Origin of the sequence: Bacillus sp. FJAT-27251 (assembly GCF_001273925.1) — a bacterium.
Lineage (GTDB): Bacteria > Bacillota > Bacilli > Bacillales > Cytobacillaceae > Mesobacillus_B.
The window spans coordinates 2,814,302-2,829,460 of the sequence record NZ_LIGG01000001.1 but is presented as its reverse complement, the minus strand read 5'-3'; the positions used below and the strand labels follow the sequence as shown (position 1 = coordinate 2,829,460).

Here is a 15,159-nt window from a genome sequence, read left to right as displayed (position 1 = left end):
CTTTTCTTGTTTTTATTTATTCATGGATAATAAATTGTTCTCGTTCTTCGTCTGTTAAGTCTTCAGGATCTTTTCCATGTTCAGCGCAATATTTGGATAATGCTCTAAACCGAACTTTAGGTTCTTTTGTTTCCTTTGGTTCAACAAAGACACCATCAGGAAAGTGTTTATCGAACTTATCGAATTCCTCAAGCATGGCATCCCTCACCTCTTTACCAGTGTCTCCAGGTTGTGGATACTTCAAAACTTTTAGAGGAGATAAATATCGTGCTATTCTACCCACTGTATTGCACCTCCCGGAAAATATTTTCTTGCTAAATTTGTACCAGCTTCTTCGTTAAAAATTATGGTCTGACTACCCCTTGAAAGTGGTTTACCACCAAGCTCTTCTGATGTGTAAAAACTAACCGTTTCAGTCTTAGAGATTAAATTAACGTAACCATCACAGTTATTTTCTAAACTATACTGACAAGCAAAGGCAACTAGATTGGCCCCTACACCTTTATATATTCTAAAGTCGTTAAGTCCATTCCTCTCTAAACCAAGCCTATAAAGTTTATTTACAGCAGAAGCCTCTGCGGATTTTAGATAAACTCTAAACTCATTCTTATATATTTTAAGTGAGATGACGCCTTGGGCAGACCCTGGGTATTCTTTTGTTTCTAGTATAAATACCTCAAATTCTTCATCAAAGTCTTTTTGAAAATCGAACACCCAACGAGGAGGAACATACTCCTTTACTTCTTCTGTACCCACTCTACGGTAATAACATTCTACGAATTGTTGTGTCCTGGTATTATATAACATCGATTTATTCTCTTTCTATATTTATATTTTTATTATACCAAAATTTAGACAATCATAGGTTACAAGGTTCTGATATTTGGGAAGCGATTCTGGAGTCACTTATCTTGTCCTATAGGGATGTGACAGGCATCGGTAATTTGGCAAATATACCAGCATCTATTGAGCTATATATGCTAATACTCGTATCGAATTCGCTTCAATAATCCCAGTACTCGTATTATCTCTCCTCTTACCAGCATTAAATTGGTTATTATAATCCCAGTACTCGCATTATCTCTGCTCTTACCAGCATTAAATGGCGTCTTACCAGCATTATAATGACACTTACCAGCATTAAATGTAAATATAATACTAGTACTCGTATTATATTTACTCATTTTTGATTATCTCCCCATTAAAAGAGACGAAAACAATCGGACGCGTAAAAAAAATGCCTGTCACAACCTGAGATTTATGTGCATTGGACACATCTCGGAGTGACAGGCAGCGCTCAATCAATTTTATTTTTGAGTTTCCTCTTTTTCACCAAGAACCGCTTCTCTAGTTTTTTCAACTCTAATAGTTGATTCTTGATCAGACTTTTCAAAAACAATATCTTTCACATATTTTTTTAACTCTGGTTTGCCGAATAATATTTCTTTAAGAGAATCATTTGTTGATTTATAACCTTCAAGAACTTTGCTTTCATCATCAAGGATAGCTTGGATACCTTGATTTATCGCATCTTCATAAATCAATTTTCGGTAACTCTCAGTGTATTCTTTTCTAAATAATCCTACAAAACTATCAAAATAACTCTTGTCAAACATAGGGATATAAGCTAATTCTAATGCTGGTACTTTAATGTGTAAAATCTTGGATTTTTCATCAAAATAAAAGTCTTCTTTTTTGATATTTTTCAAATCATAACCAAGCATAAAATAACCAAACAAATGAATGTTGTATTCTTTTCCGAAAAGATACTTTCCGAATTTTTTGCCTGTTGTTTCAAGCCAAATATCATCATCTTGATTTTTTAAAAATTCATAAGTATCATCTTCGGTGTAATTGAAGTCTTGGACATCCTCATATCCGAAATGTTTGCTGATTTCTCGCACCTTATTGTATGCGATATTTTCTATGATGACCTCACCTTCTATTGCTGTTGTTGCTTTTACTACTTTTTCTTCTCCACCTTCCAAGAACATATATGTTCCTGCTGAGCCAACGGCGGCACAAAGCAAGGCAAAAACAATGGTAATAACAATTCTTTTCTTCAATGATTGCTTCTTATTAACTCTAAATTCTGGCATATTTTTTTCTCCCTATTATTTTTACAAACTTTATTGTATGGACTGCCCAATTTATAGGCACTAATCTGAATGGGTGCTTTCAGGTTAAGACATACTATTTTTAAATAGAAAAAATAGTAAAATCTGCGCGTAGTTGTACAGTATAATATTACCACGGTTTACTAGGAGAAAGGTCCATAAAATTGTCTAAAACAAAAGACTTTAACACACGAATAACCGAAGGCATTTGATTAGTTCTATGATAATAAAGTAAAGGGCGGTATACCTGGTCAAAAAAACCTCGCATCAAAACAATGCAAGGTTCTTAGTTTCAAATATCAATCTCATCCAATTCCGGATCATCATATGGATGCTTCTCTTTTATGTAGTACTGCACCTTCTGATCATTAACCACCTTTTCATACATCTTCAAAAAAGAGGTAAGCGGGGTGTCCGACATGGGAAGGCCGCCTTCGGTGGTGTAGCTTAAAAGATCGTCGCGATAGGATTCCGACATCTGAAACACCAGGTCATGTTTGAAGCCGTATTTTTCATACGCCCTAATGATTTGCTTAAGCTGCCTAATCCTTGTTTCAGCGGGAAGTCCCATGTGGTACTCGACTCCTTCGCTTCCATTAGGAAAGTTGACTTTGCATGTATCGATTAGCTCCCAGCCTTCTTCCATAAGCTCATTTACACGATAGATTTCAGTGTGGACGGAAATCTTCAAATACCCTTTCACGCACGCCACTCCTTTTCTTCTTGATTTGCCAAAGCAATCAATTCCCTTAAATCCTCTACGGTTTCCATAAAGGATGATAGTCTTACTGTCTGGATTTCAATGTATTTCTGCTTTCCCGGGACCTGCCATTTTGGAAGATATCCCTCCTCTGTACGTGGGTAAAGAAGGACTGTTTTCTCGGCTTCCTCATAGGAAGTAACATACGCATACATCTGGTACAAGTCGGCCTGTTGGTAAAGGACCCGTCCCTCCCGCAGGATGTTTTTCCATTTTGTATCGACAATCATCTGAAAATCGGTGCCGTCGATGACAAAGTCTGGTTTGAGTTTGATGTTTTCCTGCCCGGAATGGACGTTCACGAGGAGCCGCTTTTCATCATGCTGGGCATGTATCTGGACACCTTGTCCCGAGGCAAGGAATCGGAACGCCCTTTCAATATACGATTCAAACAGGACATTCATCTCAAACAGAAAGGCAAAGCTGTGGCTGTTGCTGTACTTGGACGTCATCATCTCATTGGCAAGAATCATTTTTGCCACTTTAAAAACATGCTCAAACCGCCGACTCTGGCGGTTGAACTGGACAGCCTCCAAATCCTTTTTAAGAACATGAGCATCGGACACATTGGAGAGCATATCCATAATAAACAAGGATTCCGTTTTCAGGGAGCTTTTTGAGAGGTACGGGAATACCAGCTTCAATGCTGCTTTTAAAATCCGGTTGAGGAGTACATCCTCCTGTATTTCATCATATTCACAGTACGCCTTGATTGGCAGGAAAGCATTCTTTCGTACATGTTCGTGCAGCAAAAACCGCCCTTTTAATGAAGAACTGTTCTCTTGCCTTAGCTTGTACTCCTTATAAACACCCCGTCGAAGCTCCTTGATCAGCAGCTGGATATAAATTTCCGCGAAGATATGCACCAGGTCTGCTCTTGCCAGTTTGCTTGTCGTCGCTTCATGGAGGCTCACAGGCAGAGTGCGGGTAATGCTCAACATGTTCAACAGTGCTTCCCTGTTTTTCTGTTCCGATTCATCGTGGATGATCAGCTTCGGTAAAATTTCAATCCGCACCGTTGACAGCTGGATCACGCCAACTAGGTTTGTGAACCTGATTTTTCCGTAGCCAATTTCTGCAAAAGAGATATACTTCTTTTGCAGAAATTGGAGCAGTTCGTCCCATTCAGGCTGATTGATAGGTTTCCCAAGATGCAGCCAGTCATAGGCCTCCCGGATGCTTACACTTTTCATCATTCATAAATCCTTTGCACATCACGAAGTTTGATGTTTTTCTTAATCCGGTATTTGACCGGCAAGTCGAGGGACGCAAGCAGGTATGAATCCTTAAAGAGCCTGCTGACGTTTATTTCCTCCTGGTAAACAATGCATGCATCATCCTCTGAAGCCCCAATACCGCCAAGAACGAGGCCAATCTTTTCCCAGTCGTCATAAAAATACTCCTGAAGCAGAGGCACAACTTTCGTGAGAAGTATCTGATAGACATCCTCTTCCGTTTCCGCACTCATGAAATAGGCATGTCCGATCGTATGGTCGTGGTCGTAAAGCACTTCAATCCTTTTATTGATGATATCCAGCAATGCAGGCAGGTCGATATTTTCGATTGGCTGCAGCAAGGACGGCTTTGGCATCATCTCTTCAAACGCGAACCGGCGGCGAAGGGCCGTGTCCAGCAGCGAAATCGACCGGTCCGCTGTATTCATGGTTCCAATAATATGGAGGTTTGGCGGCAGTGCCAGGAAGTCTCTCGTGTATGGAAGCTGCAGCATCGTTTCATTCTCTTTCGTCAGGCGCTTGTCATCTTCAAGCAACGTGATCAGTTCGCCGAAAACCTTGGAAATATTGGCCCGGTTGATCTCATCGATTACCAGGACATACCGGGGAGCGGAAGAAAAATCAAACTGTTCCTTTCCACTAAGGGCCTTTAACACTTCCTGCTTTCTATGAACATATTTTTCGTGACTTTCGGTCTTCTTCACTCCTTCGTATAGCGCCTCAATCGCAAGCCGCTTCAATGTGCCATCCTTCGGCTTGAAACCGCCCTTTCCATCGGAACGAAGGCCCTCAATGAAATCCTCATAGGAGAAGCTTTGATGGAAAGTGACAAACTGAACCTGGCCTTCAGTTTGAAGGTCCTTGAATCGTTTTTTGACGTCCACGTCTGCCGTCGTATCTTCGATTATTTCTACCACACGATTTGCAATGTTGTATGTTTTACCCGTTCCAGGCGGACCAAAGAAAATGACGTTCAACGGCCCGGTAAATTCGTTTTCAATTAAAGGCGTTTCCGCTTCAGGCTCAACACTCCCTGCCGTTTTCTCACCATTGAACATTTTCTTGATATCGCGCTTCTTGGTAATCTGATGGATTTTGTCGCGGAATCCGCCGTAACCCGGAAGCAGCCGCTCTCCCTGCTCGATCCACTCAACCGGGAGTGTATGACCCAATAATTCATCAAATTCATACCCATCCAGGGCTCGGCTCTTGAGCCTTCCGATTGCGGCGATCTTCAGAACATAAGTGAGTGTGCCGTCCTCGAGTTTCTCGGAATACGTCGTTTTCACGCCAACCACTTCATCTTTTTCCATACTGAAAAAAGCTTCAAGTGCATCTCTTTCCTTCTCATCTTTCACTTCTTTTAATATCCCGCCGAGGTCATCGCTGGCTAGGTGTCCTGACAAGTCTTGTTTAAAGACAGGAAGGGAGATGACATTTCTCTCGGTAAAATAGGAAAGGTAATCCCGGTCTTCATATCGGTGCTCAATCAGCCAGTGGCTCAGCTGCTTTTTCTCCCCATAGCGCTTCCAGATGAACTCACTGATTTTTACATAGTCCCAATCTCTGAAAGGCTCCATCTCTTTCAGTCTTTTATACTCCAAAGACTGAATCAGGATATAATTCCGCGGCCTTGCCTTCAAGAGTTCCTCCGGCAGCTGCAAGTCTTCCGCAAGAGGGTCCAGGACCTTTCTTGCATAGACATTGAAGAATTTCTCCGGGTAATAGATATTTAAAATCTTCAGCATGACCATTGGCCACATTTTTAGATTGGTATACTGAAGTTCCTCAATTCTGTCCTCTTCGGCAAGCCTAAGGTTCGTGACAATCTGCTCCCTCAGCTTGCTGAATTCGGCCTCAAGTTCTTCTCCTGAAAGCTCCTTCTTTTTAGACGCCGCTCCCATGCAATATTCTCCATTGCCGCTGCGGTAAATCCCAAACTTGGAGGCATTGCCGCCCCCAATTCCGCCAAGAATCTCCTTAAATTCCAGCCAATAAATAAACGCATCCTTTGTGGACGTATTCGCATACTCCTCCACCGTCATTGTGGGCAAGGATTCCAATGGAAACCGGGCAATGAATTCCTGTCTCCTGCTTTCGCTCGCTGTTATGTATTCTTCATCCAGGGTAAATTCGTGTGCTGCTTGTACCAAGTTATCCATTAGTCTAGACACCATCCAATTCTTATGTAAAATCCGGGCAAATAAATCGATCACATCCATTATAATGGTTTTTGAAGACTTACTGCCCTGTTATTACCTCCACATGTTCACAAACCTGCCTTACATCGTGAATCATCTTATGTTTTTATTTTATCGCATGTTGATAGTTGACCGTTTCCCTAAAAGGGCAAGGTATTAAAAGTACCTGCTAAAAATGTCAGCAAGTGCATATTTACTTAACCAATTTGTTGAAAGCAGAAAAGCATATTGTGAAGTGTTGAACAATTTTAATTTTATGAATTTCAATGAATAGATATTATCTATAACGAGAAAAAATGTAGTTTTAATGCTTTTTAATGCATAAAAATTCATTATCTTTATATTTTTGTAATTTTTAGACTACTATTATTATTAATTTATGTTATGATAATAAACGTGTTTGTTCTACTTTAGCTTCATTGCGTGAAATGAAAAGCTATCATGAATTTGTATGTACTTGCATACACAATTTATATTGGGTGGAACTGTATGGTCTTAACCCATATAAGGAGGTGACGATGTGGACTTAACAACAGCAACCTGGATGTGGCTATTAATTCCAATGCCTTTGCTGATATTGTTGTCGATTATTACTTATTTTACGGAAACAGGAGAGGATTAAACAAACATGGATATCAACATACCCACGTTAATTTCAATTATTATTTATTTAGCCGGAATGATGCTTGTAGGGATTATTGCTGCAAGAAAGACTAGTGACTTAACAGATTATGTTCTTGGCGGAAGAAGACTAGGCGGTGGAGTAGCAGCTTTAAGTGCTGGATCGTCTGATATGAGCGGCTGGTTAATGCTCGGTCTCCCCGGTGCTATGTATTTAGGAGGAATGAGCGAGATTTGGCTGCCTATTGGATTGTCCCTTGGCGCTTATCTAAACTGGCAATTTGTCGCTAAACCGTTGAGGGTCTATACAGAGGTTTCAAATGATTCGATTACCGTCCCTGATTTTTTTGAAAACAGATTTCGGGATCATTCTAAAGTTCTCCGGGTAATCTCCGCTATTGTAATTCTTGTATTCTTCACATTCTATACATCTTCAAGTCTTGTTGGTGGAGCTATATTACTAGAAAATTCATTCGGAATGGATTATACAGTTGCATTATGGGTTGGGGCAGCTGTCATTCTATCCTATACACTTTTCGGAGGATTTCTAGCAGCAAGTTGGACTGATTTCATTCAAGGCATTCTCATGTTCCTAGCCTTGATCATTATACCGGTTGTTGCCATTCAGGAGCTTGGCGGATGGAGTGAAACCGTTCAACAGGTCGGGAGTATTGATTCTTCCTATCTAAATGTTTACTCTGGTACAACCGCAATTGGTGTCATATCTTTATTAGCTTGGGGTCTAGGTTATTTTGGCCAGCCTCACGTACTCGTTCGTTTCATGGGAATCAAATCGACAAAGGAAATTCCAAAAGCTCGCTTAATCGGAATGGTTTGGATGATTGTGTCCTTATTTGGTGCAGTATTTGTCGGTTTCGCAGGTATTGCCTATTTTGCCGATGCACCACTAAAAAACTCTGAAACTGTATTTATTATGTTTTCGCAAGTGTTATTTAACCCATGGGTAGCAGGATTTTTATTAGCAGCCATTCTCTCAGCAATCATGAGTACCGTTGACTCTCAGTTGCTTGTTTCTTCAAGTGCCTTAGCTAACGATTTCTACAAAGCTATCTTTAGAAAAGACGCTTCCCAAAAGGAAGAAATGATTGTTGGCAGAATTGCTGTCTTTGGGATAGCTTTGATTGCTATTCTCCTTGGCTACAACCCTGAAAGTAAAGTATTGGAACTGGTCAGTTATGCTTGGGCTGGCTTTGGAGCAGCCTTCGGACCTGTTATTATCTTAAGTCTATTCTGGAAACGGATGACAAGAAACGGTGCCCTCGCCGGGATCTTGGTTGGTGCCATAACCGTTATTGTTTGGGCTCAGTTAAAAGGCGGTCTTTTCGACTTATACGAACTAGCACCAGGGTTCCTATTTGCTACGATATCCATCATCGTCGTTAGTTTGGTGGATAAAGCCCCAAGCAAAGAGATCCAGGAGGAATTTGATAAATTTAAATCCATGCTCTAAGTATTTCAAGCAAAAGAACATCCCTTCACATTTTGGGATGTTCTTTTGGTTATTGATTTATGTGCACAAATTCTTAATGTTCTTTAAAAACACCCGTTCAAGTCAATATTTATCATTCGGCAAGAAATGAGCATTTTTATAAAAAAAGCCTGTCCCAAGCTTTTTATAGGCAGGCCTTCCTATTATTTAAACGTCACATTTACCTTATAACCAATATTCTTAAAAAATTCCGTTAACACTTTCTCTGCATTTTTCTCTGCAGTTTCTAGCAAACCCAATGAGTTGGCCTCTTGGCGAATCTGCTCCTGTGCCTCAGCGGCTTTCTCAAACCCCTCATCCATTTTAATATCACTACGGAAAAGTCCACCATTGTCAACGGCTTTTACTTTATCCATCTGTAGTGCTGGTTCCTGGATGAACTCTGCATGAGGCAGGGCAATATCTATCTCACTTGTTTCTTTATTAATAACCATGTCCTCAGAAGTGACCCCTTTTAAATCAACACCAGCAATAACCGTCGCAGGTACTACTAATAGTAGTTCTCGCTTTGTTCCTGGCAGATTAATGTTCAAGAAATTCTTACTATCCTCTTCGTGAATAACTGCCTTTATATGTGCTTCAGCTGTTGCCAATGTGGATAGCTCTTGAACGTGTTCAACAAACGTAATAGACTCTTTTTTGAATATCTTTCCTTCAAAAAAACCAAAGATGACTGCTAAAAAGATGGTTGCAACAAGGATGCCCAATATAATCTTTGTTCCAACAGATTTAAAAGATTTAAAAATACCTTTCGGTGGGGAATAAGATCTTGAATTATAATCTACCGCAATAGCTGCGGCTGTTTGCCGAGGCCCTTCCATAACTTCTTTTAATTCTCTTTCTAGCTGTGCAATTCTTTCGTCTTTTTCTTCTAAAATCCCTCTATTTGTAGCCATTTCTTCACCTTTCATTCTTTACTGTGCCTATCCTTTAGATGCTCATCTCTTTCTCTCAATATATTAATATATTTCAAGGCGTTTTCATTTTCATCCATTCCTTATAGCAAATAAACACCTGTTCCGTTCAAATTCTACCTATTTATACGTATGTTTATATCAATTCTTGGTATCTTCTACTCCCCTCCGATTCCCAAAAAATCAAATTTATTACAACTGTAAATATATCATACTCTTTCTCGTATGAATGTAGAAAGAGAGAAATTTTTATCAAGTAATGTAAATTTATTTCCAAAAAGATGACATTATTTATAAAAAGCCTGGATATGCAAAAAAGACTATCCTAAGCGGATAGTCCATCGGAAAAATCTATCTAATCATTTTCTACCAGTCAATCTCGTCCGGGTATTCTAAGTCAGTTTTGATATTGGTCACATGGCAGTTATATTTTCTGGCAGCTTCTTCAACAGCAAGCTTGATTTCTTTATAGTCCAGACCTTGCTCAGCTATGCGTTTGGCTATGATTGTAATGTTTTTCAGGCGCTTTTCCTTGTCCATCTCTAGGAATTTGATATTCAATTCATCCAGGTACTGGGTGATATATCCATCAAACCAGGTATACTCTTTATTCATCAACTTCATTACTCGTGTGAATGATGTGGCCGGGACGGTCTCCTGAATGCAATTAGCAATTGCAGCCTGAAACCCTCTTACTGCTGCAATCGCTGGATTCCACATATTACGGAAGTCCAGCTCAGGGTTGTAACTTTTGTTGGCTTGCTTTTTTGCATAAAGCTTTATAAAGTCATTCAGCGCCATTGCGACAAACAGGAGCTCCGGCCATAATACCTGAAACGAAAGGTAAACATTTTTTTCATTTGTGATAATTCCATGGTTCCTCATCATGCCCTGATCCAGGCCATTATCAACAAACTCGATTCCACGTCCCCCCATCATCGCATGACGAATGTCGTAGCAAACACCAAGTACACGAAGGCGAGGGCCTTCAAAGGATATCCATTCATCCTCATCCCCTACAATGGTATGCAATGAGTTATATAAACCATTAAAATCAAATTGATCACCATAAACTATCACCCCGGCGTTATTGGCCGTGTTTTCCAAATATATCATTTCGTTACTCCTGCTAATATGAATTTCGATTTATGTGTATGTATCCCCTAGGTTTCCAAAGCGTTTACTTCTAACAATATCATGGTGCCTCTTCTTTTTCCAACACTATATTCATGTTGTAAGAATGTTTTTTTCTTTACAGCCACAATAAATCTTGTGACACAGCAGATGTTAAGACGAACCAATTCATCTCCCCCACCTCACTTCCTTGTGTCTCCATTTATTATTGAGGTTTAACACCATCAAAACATTTTTCACGATGGACAGGCATAGTTATGATAGGGACAGTCTCGCTCAAACTAACAAAACCTCAGCGATAGTGCGTATTAGGAAGGTTGTCGTGAGAACCGTTCCCGTGAAAACCCTGGAAAGGACCGCGTGCCAATGAGATCGAAAGTGATTGCTTCTATTTACGCTATTCTAGCTATTAGCTTTTGGGGCGTTTCGTTTGTGTCGACGAAGGCTCTGCTTGTAAAAATGGATCCTTTTACGCTGGTGGTCCTTCGTTTTGGGATTGCTGCGTTGTTCCTGCTCGTCATTCTGATGCTGAGCGGCCGCAAGCTGGCCATCTCTCTCCAGTATGTGCCACACCTTATCGTATTAGGCATACTTGGCGTCTTCATCCACCAGGTCGTCCAATCAACCGCGCTGCTGACGATCGATGCCTCCTCTGCCGGTTGGCTGATTTCCCTTTCGCCGATTTTCACTGTCATCCTCTCCATTCTTTTTCTTCATGAAAAAATGAACCTGACCAGGGCTGCCGGGATGATTGTGGCCGTGGTCGGAGTCATGCTGGTGACAACCACCAGAAGCGGACAGTCTTTTGATTTTTCAATGAACCTCGGTTTCTCACTGATGATTCTAAGCACGTTGAACTGGGCTGTTTATTCGATCTTATTAAAAAAATTGAACATCCCTATTCCCGCTCTCGTGGTTACTTTTTACATGAGCGTAGTCGGCTTCCTGCTCACGCTCCCGTTCATTCTGAGGAACAGAGGTTGGGAATCACTGCCCCTGCTCGACAGTTCGGAATGGGCACATCTGGCCTTCCTTGCTGTCTTTGTCTCGGGTGTCGGCTACTGGTACTGGGGAAAGGCCCTCGAAGTACTGGATGCTTCAAGGGTGTCGGTGTTCCTGTACCTTGAACCGCTCGTCACGTTCCTTGCCGCGATTATCCTTCTACATGAAAAAATTTTCCTCATAAGTGCCGTCGGCGGCATCATAATTATTATAGGAGTCATGATTGTCAACGGACGCCACCTGCCCTTGTTATTCAGGTTCCTGGCCAGGAAGTGATAAGAGGAGGAAACATATGGATGTGAATGAAAAGGTGAAAAAGGTGTTAGGGCCATTGAAAAACCCTGCGAAGGCTGAGTTGAAGGATGCTTTGGCAAAAATGGGAATCACCCTTGAGGAGCTTGATCCCCTAATCCGGCCAGCTGGAAATAAGCCTTATTACCGGAAGCTTATTTTTAAAAATGATGAGGTGGAACTGCTGGTGATGAATTGGTCCGAGCTGGACTGCGCCCCCCATGACCACGGCAGCTCGCACGGTTGGATCCAGGTCATCAATGGGGTGTCGGTGAATACGGTCTATGAAGTCGACGGGAATGGCCTGCCGAAAGAACTGTTTAGCGAGCAGCATGCAGAAGGGACAAAATTTTATGCGCCGAAGAAAGGCATCCACAAAATGCAGAGAGCGGAAGGAACCAGCCTGGTCACTCTCCATCTCTATTCCCCGCCGATCACAGGCATGAAGGTCTTTGACCTCGAAAAATGCGCCGCCTGTGTTGTTTCGGATGAGTGCGGAGCCTGGTGGCCGGACGAGGATTATCAGAAAATGAAAGAAATTAAGTTGGGGACACACCCTCTTTGATGCTCGAAATGGTTTGTTTCACTTTCTTGCGTCCCATTTGCACTCTTCTTGATGGTCCGAATGGGATGCATGGCTTTCTTGTATCCCATTTCCATTTCCACTCTCTCCGTTGCTCCAAATGGGTTGCATTCCACCATTACACTCAATCCCCAGGATATACCTAGAAGTAATATTCGGATCTACGATGGTCTGGTCAATCCGATATCCCGACATACTCACCTGGGTGGTGACTTGGTATCCAAGATTTATCAGATTTTTGAGGGGCAAGGGAAAAGGTTCTCAGTTCCAGTTTTTATACTTTATTTAAAAAGGGACAAGGTCTGTCCCCTTGTCCCCCATTTTCCCTTAAACCACAACACCGCCTTAAATCTTAATCGATTCCCCGACTAGGTTACCAGTGCTTGTCAGGCTTTGCCAATAAGTCTTTCCAAGAGCCTATTCCCTTTGTTGGAACAAAGAAATTAGTCATAATGACCTCTCAAAAGTATATTTGCCAAGTTGATTGCCCAACTAACGATAAAGCAACCTGTACTTTCCTGGTTCCACTCTTTCCAACACACGAAAATAAGGAGGTACAGTGGAGGATGTATTGCCTCCCTTTTCTTCAGGAACCATATCTGCCAGACTCGTTCCCGCGCTTTTCCAGCGGTTCGGGTAGTTTTTGCGCAGCCAACCGTCCACTTCTCTAATGGTCGCTTCCCCTCCCAATGCTTCTAATGGTTCAATTATTGCTTCACATTGAGTCATCTGTGGTCCTCCTAACCGGCTATCATGACTTCGCAGCAAACTCCACATATTCCCCTAACTTAACTTCATTACTACATAACCAGCATTAAACCAGGGATTTGGCTGAATATGACCCCCGTTTCACTTATATTGATAGAATGGATACAATAACTTAGGTTTTCGGCCAAATAAACTCATTCTTATAGTACTTACTTTTCAATCTTTGGAGGTCGTACTCCCACTCGGAAATTGCATAACTAAATTTTTTCCTGCCATTCTTTTGGCCCTTTCTTAATTTAACGTTTCCTGCTATGGTATAGACAATCTTTTTTAAGCCAATTGCAGGAACAGCTGCTTGTAGAACGGCCCATCGCTTCTCCCTTGAAGTATCGGTAATTTGATATCCCATTTTTCTTAAAGCACTGATTTCGTTAAAACCCTTCGAATCCTCAGAAGTTTCAAACCCTTCTCCGGTAATTTCAGTTGATGGCCATTTAAATAATTCTGTTGTTTTTTCATTACCTTTGACTTTCCTTTTCTTGTTCTTTTTCTTGTTATCGACAACATTTATGTATCCAGGATAAGCTTTCTCCTTCAACTTTTTTAATGTTACTTTGTCTACATAAAATTCCGTTTCGTTACCCAATGTTAGGGCATCCGCCGATATTGTTTTAATAATTTTTGTCATTTTCTCACTATCAAATACAGCGAGCTTTAATTTAACACTTCGATTTACATCACCAAATTTAATCCCATCCGGTATATTGTATGGGGATAGTCTTGCTATTTTTTTAATTATTCTCTCATTTTTAGTCTGATTAGTTACTTTTTGAGATGATAACCGGGCTGGAATATTCTTTTGCCATGCTTTAACTCTCGAAGATATCTTTCGTTCAATCCACTCTTTCTCTGGTTGTGAGTATGAATTCTTCTTGTTAAAATGTTCAACAGCTCTATTAATTTTTTCCACATTTAATTTTGAGGAAGTAAGGGATTTCTTAAGATAAAAATAAAATTTTGTTCCCCATCTGTCACTTTTCATAACGCTATTTATATTTAAGATTTGTTCTTCCAAAAACTTCTCCTGATTTAATCCAAAACCGTACCATAGTAGCTTTTCAAGATTCTTTTCGTCTTTTCTCCCATTGAAGTAATCCCAATCATTTAGGATATCTAGGAATAAAGTATTCAAAGTATTTTTGTCGAGGACTAGGTAAGTATTAAGTAGTTCTAACGATAATGCTAAATCAAAACACTCATATAAATTTCCGTCCATTTCTTTAATTTTAGTAGCTAATACAGACAGAAAATTCGTTTTGCTTGATTGACTCCCAAAGCTATTTATTAGTCTCATAGTATCGCTATAAATAGTCACTTTTGAACTAGAAAATTGAATTAGAATAAGATTACATAGTTGCCTGAGGTTGGTGGCATTATCAGTTAAATAAAACTTGGCAGATTTCTGTACCTTCAGCAATGTTTCCGTTAATAGTAAAGCTAAATCAGATTCCTCAGTTCTTTGAACATACTCTAATAACCTGGTTACCAKATTATGAAATTCACCGGTCTTTTGTCCTCTCTCTATCCCAAAATGACTTAGTTTTACTAACTCCTTTAAAAATTCATTTGCACTGAAAATAGGATCCAATTTGATCTCGTATGTATCATTTAAATGTTCGAAGACCCATCCTGAATGCTGCATCACAAGCCCCCCAGCTGTACTTTTATCTCTTTGATTTCATTATACAAAATTTAACAAACTATATTGTTATTTAAAAAGGAGAATTTTATAAAATAAAACTGCCTGTACCAATAGGTCCCAACTGTCCTAAATTAATTCTTGATCCTCTCTGTAATCTCCCCACGGTTAAGCCACTCCTAACTCCACCGAAAGATTCCGCCACCAGTTTCTGTCTATATCCTTAAATCGTCCTCACTTGCTTTTCATGAAACGATGATCATAATGATCAGGTCATTACCGAAATATATCAGTCTAGCAAGATACTTCTATTTGACGATTAGGCGCATAAAAACTCATATAGCTCTATCCCACAATAACTGGCTACAAATGTTATAATTTTTT

At 40.4% G+C, this 15,159-nt stretch carries 14 protein-coding genes; 3 read left to right on the top strand and 11 right to left on the bottom strand.

Translation table 11 applies throughout. The annotated features are described in order from the left end of the window. Nucleotides 1-16: 16 nt before the first annotated feature. The 6 genes from ADU22_RS13250 to ADU22_RS13220 all read right to left on the bottom strand — a co-directional run bounded on the left by ADU22_RS13250 (nucleotide 17) and on the right by ADU22_RS13220 (nucleotide 6,274). Nucleotides 17-283: a hypothetical protein gene (locus ADU22_RS13250; RefSeq protein WP_231687882.1), complete on the bottom strand. Its 267-nt coding sequence runs from the start codon at nucleotides 281-283 to the stop codon at nucleotides 17-19. Further along, nucleotides 271-807: a hypothetical protein gene (locus tag ADU22_RS13245; RefSeq protein ID WP_053362575.1), complete on the bottom strand. Its 537-nt coding sequence runs from the start codon at nucleotides 805-807 to the stop codon at nucleotides 271-273. The genes ADU22_RS13250 and ADU22_RS13245 overlap by 13 nt, the downstream gene beginning before the upstream one ends. A 500-nt stretch (nucleotides 808-1,307) precedes the next feature. Further along, a complete protein-coding gene (locus ADU22_RS13235) occupies nucleotides 1,308-2,099 on the bottom strand; it encodes a hypothetical protein (RefSeq protein WP_053362573.1) in 792 nt (263 codons plus the stop codon). Nucleotides 2,100-2,409: 310 nt separating this feature from the next. Further along, nucleotides 2,410-2,820: a hypothetical protein gene (locus ADU22_RS13230; protein WP_053362572.1), complete on the bottom strand. Its 411-nt coding sequence runs from the start codon at nucleotides 2,818-2,820 to the stop codon at nucleotides 2,410-2,412. Next, nucleotides 2,817-4,073, bottom strand: coding sequence for an McrC family protein (locus tag ADU22_RS13225; RefSeq protein WP_069187985.1), 1,257 nt, complete (start codon nucleotides 4,071-4,073; stop codon nucleotides 2,817-2,819). The genes ADU22_RS13230 and ADU22_RS13225 overlap by 4 nt, the downstream gene beginning before the upstream one ends. Beyond that, complete coding sequence (locus ADU22_RS13220) at nucleotides 4,070-6,274, bottom strand: McrB family protein (RefSeq protein WP_053362570.1); 2,205 nt, start codon at nucleotides 6,272-6,274, stop codon at nucleotides 4,070-4,072. Before ADU22_RS13220 ends, ADU22_RS13225 begins: the two co-directional genes overlap by 4 nt. A gap of 667 nt (nucleotides 6,275-6,941) precedes the next feature. Here ADU22_RS13220 and putP point away from each other — a divergent pair. After that, nucleotides 6,942-8,405 carry a sodium/proline symporter PutP gene (gene putP / locus ADU22_RS13215; protein WP_053362569.1) on the top strand — a complete coding sequence of 488 codons (1,464 nt, stop codon included), beginning with the start codon at nucleotides 6,942-6,944 and terminating at the stop codon, nucleotides 8,403-8,405. A 182-nt stretch (nucleotides 8,406-8,587) separates the two neighbouring features. Here the strand turns inward: putP and ADU22_RS13210 are convergent, their stop codons facing one another. Both ADU22_RS13210 and ADU22_RS13205 read right to left on the bottom strand, forming a co-directional pair. Then, complete coding sequence (locus tag ADU22_RS13210; RefSeq protein ID WP_231687881.1) at nucleotides 8,588-9,355, bottom strand: DUF4230 domain-containing protein; 768 nt, start codon at nucleotides 9,353-9,355, stop codon at nucleotides 8,588-8,590. A gap of 369 nt (nucleotides 9,356-9,724) precedes the next feature. Continuing rightward, entirely contained in the window at nucleotides 9,725-10,474 is a 750-nt protein-coding gene (locus tag ADU22_RS13205) for a DUF6904 family protein (RefSeq protein ID WP_053362568.1), read from the bottom strand. A 384-nt stretch (nucleotides 10,475-10,858) separates the two neighbouring features. Here ADU22_RS13205 and ADU22_RS13200 point away from each other — a divergent pair, with 384 nt between their 5' ends. After that, nucleotides 10,859-11,770, top strand: a complete 912-nt coding sequence (locus ADU22_RS13200; RefSeq protein ID WP_053364566.1) for a DMT family transporter — start codon at nucleotides 10,859-10,861, stop codon at nucleotides 11,768-11,770. 16 nt (nucleotides 11,771-11,786) lie between these two features. Further along, complete coding sequence (locus tag ADU22_RS13195; RefSeq protein WP_053362567.1) at nucleotides 11,787-12,350, top strand: cysteine dioxygenase; 564 nt, start codon at nucleotides 11,787-11,789, stop codon at nucleotides 12,348-12,350. A gap of 18 nt (nucleotides 12,351-12,368) precedes the next feature. Here the strand turns inward: ADU22_RS13195 and ADU22_RS25525 are convergent, their stop codons facing one another. The 3 genes from ADU22_RS25525 to ADU22_RS13185 all read right to left on the bottom strand — a co-directional run bounded on the left by ADU22_RS25525 (nucleotide 12,369) and on the right by ADU22_RS13185 (nucleotide 14,778). Next, entirely contained in the window at nucleotides 12,369-12,617 is a 249-nt protein-coding gene (locus ADU22_RS25525) for a PDDEXK-like endonuclease domain-containing protein (RefSeq protein ID WP_353611384.1), read from the bottom strand. 243 nt (nucleotides 12,618-12,860) lie between these two features. Beyond that, nucleotides 12,861-13,097: a hypothetical protein gene (locus ADU22_RS13190; protein WP_053362566.1), complete on the bottom strand. Its 237-nt coding sequence runs from the start codon at nucleotides 13,095-13,097 to the stop codon at nucleotides 12,861-12,863. A gap of 151 nt (nucleotides 13,098-13,248) precedes the next feature. Then, on the bottom strand, nucleotides 13,249-14,778 hold the full coding sequence (locus ADU22_RS13185) for a hypothetical protein (protein WP_053362565.1): 1,530 nt from the start codon (nucleotides 14,776-14,778) through the stop codon (nucleotides 13,249-13,251). Between the last annotated feature and the right edge of the window lie 381 nt (nucleotides 14,779-15,159).

Coding starts and splice junctions, on each gene's coding strand:
- ADU22_RS13190 (WP_053362566.1), bottom strand. CDS start 13,097: ATGACTCAATGTGAAGCAATAATTGAACCATTAGAAGCATTGGGAGGG.
- ADU22_RS13225 (WP_069187985.1), bottom strand. CDS start 4,073: ATGATGAAAAGTGTAAGCATCCGGGAGGCCTATGACTGGCTGCATCTT.
- ADU22_RS13220 (WP_053362570.1), bottom strand. CDS start 6,274: ATGGATAACTTGGTACAAGCAGCACACGAATTTACCCTGGATGAAGAA.
- ADU22_RS13235 (WP_053362573.1), bottom strand. CDS start 2,099: ATGCCAGAATTTAGAGTTAATAAGAAGCAATCATTGAAGAAAAGAATT.
- putP (WP_053362569.1), top strand. CDS start 6,942: ATGGATATCAACATACCCACGTTAATTTCAATTATTATTTATTTAGCC.
- ADU22_RS13210 (WP_231687881.1), bottom strand. CDS start 9,355: ATGAAAGGTGAAGAAATGGCTACAAATAGAGGGATTTTAGAAGAAAAA.
- ADU22_RS13195 (WP_053362567.1), top strand. CDS start 11,787: ATGGATGTGAATGAAAAGGTGAAAAAGGTGTTAGGGCCATTGAAAAAC.
- ADU22_RS13205 (WP_053362568.1), bottom strand. CDS start 10,474: ATGATATATTTGGAAAACACGGCCAATAACGCCGGGGTGATAGTTTAT.
- ADU22_RS13245 (WP_053362575.1), bottom strand. CDS start 807: ATGTTATATAATACCAGGACACAACAATTCGTAGAATGTTATTACCGT.
- ADU22_RS13200 (WP_053364566.1), top strand. CDS start 10,859: ATGAGATCGAAAGTGATTGCTTCTATTTACGCTATTCTAGCTATTAGC.